Annotated in this window: 3 protein-coding genes; all 3 read left to right on the top strand. The window is 65.2% G+C overall.

The genetic code is table 11. The features are described from left to right. On the top strand, nucleotides 1-207 hold a 207-nt coding region (locus tag PFH44_RS27230; protein ID WP_283826781.1), incomplete at its 5' end, for an ABC transporter permease subunit. Beyond that, a complete protein-coding gene (opp4C, locus tag PFH44_RS27225; RefSeq protein ID WP_045858684.1) occupies nucleotides 207-1,154 on the top strand; it encodes an oligopeptide ABC transporter permease in 948 nt (315 codons plus the stop codon). The genes PFH44_RS27230 and opp4C, both read left to right, overlap by 1 nt. Then, nucleotides 1,151-1,738 (top strand): ABC transporter ATP-binding protein (locus tag PFH44_RS27220; RefSeq protein ID WP_283826780.1); only part of this gene is annotated, 588 nt, incomplete at its 3' end. The genes opp4C and PFH44_RS27220, both read left to right, overlap by 4 nt.

Here is a 1,738-nt window from a genome sequence, read left to right as displayed (position 1 = left end):
CCGGGGCTGTTTCCCGGCCCCATCATCCCCGAAAAAGTCTTCAACTGGCCGGGGGCGGGCCATATTCATATCGACTCCCTGGCCGCCCGCGACTATCCGGTGCTGATGGGCTTTACCCTGTTTCTGGCGGTGCTGACGATCCTCGGCAACCTGATTGCCGACGTGCTGTACGCGTGGGCCGACCCGCGAATCCGAGTGAGGTCCTGATGCTTAGCTCCCTGTTTTCAACCAACCGTCGCCTGCGTAAAGCGACGATCCCGACGCTGGCGCAGATAGCGCCCTCCCCCTGGCGCCAGGCCTGGCAGGCGCTGAAGCGCAACCGGCTGGCGATGCTGTGTCTGCTCATCCTGCTGCTGATGGCGGCGTGGTGCGCGCTCGGTCCCCTGTGGTCGCCGTGGAAAGACGACGCCACCGACGTGCTGATGATCAACAAGCCGCCCGGCGCCGAACACTGGCTGGGTACCGATTTTCTCGGCCGCGACGTCTATACCCGCCTGCTGCTGGCCGGGCGGATCTCGCTGATTATCGGCCTTCTGACCATGCTGCTGTCGGTGACCCTGGGCTATCTGCTCGGCGCGGTCTCCGGCTACGCCGGCGGACTGACCGACCGGCTGATCATGCGCCTGGCGGACCTGGTGATGACCATTCCCGGCCTGCCGCTGCTGATTGTCGCCGGGGCGATGCTCTCAGAGCTCGATTTCTCCCCGGAGTCGCGGATCTACATGGTGGTGATAATGCTGAGCCTGCTGGAGTGGCCGAAGCTGGCCCGGCTGGTGCGCGGCCAGTGCCTGTCGCTGCGCGAACGCGACTTTATGCTGGCCACCCGGGTGCTGGGCCTGTCGGCGCGCCGCCGCCTGTTTGGCCATCTGCTGCCCAATACCATTCCGATTCTGGTGGTGATGGCGACGATGGCGGTCGCCAACGCCATTCTGAGCGAGTCGGCCCTGAGCTATCTCGGGCTCGGCGTGGTGCCGCCCACCCCGTCGTGGGGCAACATGATGGACGCCGCAAACAGCCTGATCGATTTCCAGCGCCGCCCGTGGCTGTGGATGCCGCCGGGGCTGGCTATTTTTATCACCGTTATCGCCATTAACGTGCTGGGCGACGGCCTGCGCGACGCGATGGACCCCAAAATGAAGCAGAGGCTGAAATGAGCACGCCGCTAATCACCTTTAACCAGCTTTCGGTCTCCTTTGCCGGCGAAAAAAGCCGCGTACGGGCGGTGCAGGATGTCTCTTTCGCCATTCATGCCGGGCAAACCGTTGGCGTGGTCGGCGAGTCGGGCTGCGGCAAAAGCGTCACCGCGATGTCGCTGATGGGCCTGCTGCCGCCCCAGGCGGCGCGCGTCGACGGCGGAGAGGTTCTGTTCAACGGCGAGGATCTGCTGCGCCTGAAGGCGGGCAAAATGGCCGACCTGCGCGGCAACCGGCTGGCGATGATTTTCCAGGAGCCGATGAGCGCGCTCAATCCGGTATTCACTATCGGCGAGCAGCTGTGCGAACCGCTGATCCGCCATCGCGGGGAATCGGCAAAGGCCGCCTGGCAGCACGCGACGCGGCTGATTAGCGACGTCGGCCTGGCGCGGGCGGAGAGCCTGATGAACAGCTATCCGCACCAGCTCTCCGGCGGGATGCTGCAGCGCATCATGATCGCGATGGCCCTGAGCTGCGAACCGCAGCTGCTGATTGCCGACGAGCCCACCACCGCCCTGGACGTCCCCGTGCAGGCGCCGATCCTC

The sequence above is a fragment of the Klebsiella sp. Ech2A genome (genome assembly GCF_030078455.1).
Lineage (GTDB): Bacteria > Pseudomonadota > Gammaproteobacteria > Enterobacterales > Enterobacteriaceae > Klebsiella > Klebsiella terrigena.
Note: the sequence above shows the minus strand (reverse complement) of the source record. Positions and strands in the feature narration are given on the sequence as shown.